The sequence below is a fragment of the Pseudoalteromonas atlantica genome (genome assembly GCA_007988745.1).
In the GTDB taxonomy this organism is placed as follows: domain Bacteria; phylum Pseudomonadota; class Gammaproteobacteria; order Enterobacterales; family Alteromonadaceae; genus Pseudoalteromonas; species Pseudoalteromonas atlantica.
In genome coordinates this window covers 1-892 of the sequence record BJUT01000128.1, presented here as the reverse complement: position 1 = coordinate 892, position 892 = coordinate 1, and the positions used below count along the sequence as shown (strand labels likewise).

General features: G+C 53.8%; 1 protein-coding gene. It reads right to left on the bottom strand.

The genetic code is table 11. The annotated features are described in order from the left end of the window. Nucleotides 1–892, bottom strand: an 892-nt coding sequence (locus PAT01_RS20015) for an Ig-like domain-containing protein (RefSeq protein ID WP_186807322.1), incomplete at both ends; no start/stop codon positions are given.

The window sequence follows — 892 nt, the reverse complement described above, 5'->3', positions numbered from 1 at the left end:
GTTACATCCACTTCACCGCTGTCTGTCCCTGTGCCCGTGTTGCCCGCTGCATCCGTGATGCTCGCGCTGACGCTGTAGTTACCTTCAGCTAAATCAGTCGCTGGGGTGGCACTCCAATTACCATTGGCGTCGGTTTGTACATCAATAGTTTGTACGGCATTGGCTGCATCGGTAAAGGTTATCGTAACGGTGCTGTTTGGTGCATCACTGGTGCCCGTAACTGTTGGCGAGCTGTCGTTGGTGAGCGCTGGTGCATCCACACTCACACTTGGCGCGGTGGTATCGATGTTACCGCTGCTGCTGATATCAGTGCTGTTACCTGCATCATCGCTAATGCTGGCCTCAATGCTGTAAGGCCCTTCTGCAAGTGCCGTCGGTACTTCCACTGAGAAATTGCCGCTCGCATCCACGGTGGTGGTAAAGGTTTGCTCTGCCCCTAAATCATCGATAACCGTAAAGGTGATCACGGTGCCTTCAACCGCATCACTGGTGCCGCTTAGGGTCGGTGTAGCATCGTTACTTGAACCTGGGCTGGTTAAATCAAGTGTTGGCGCAATGGTATCAACCTCCCCTGCACCTGTGGCGGTCGCTGTGTTACCCGCTGCATCGCTTACGCTTGCACTTACGGTAAAGTTGCCCTCAGCAAGGGCTGTTGTAACCGGCACTGACCATGTGCCACTTGCGCCCACTGTGGCGGTAATGGTTTGCTGTGCACCGGCATTGTCTGTCACAATAATTGTCACTTCACTGCCTTGTGGCGCATCACTTGTGCCGGAGATCGTCGGTGTTGTGTCGTTGCTAACGCCGTTATCTGTAATAACAAGGCTCGGTGGGGTTAAATCAATCTCACCGGTTTCGCTCGCGCTGCCGATATTACCCAGACCATCGTCTA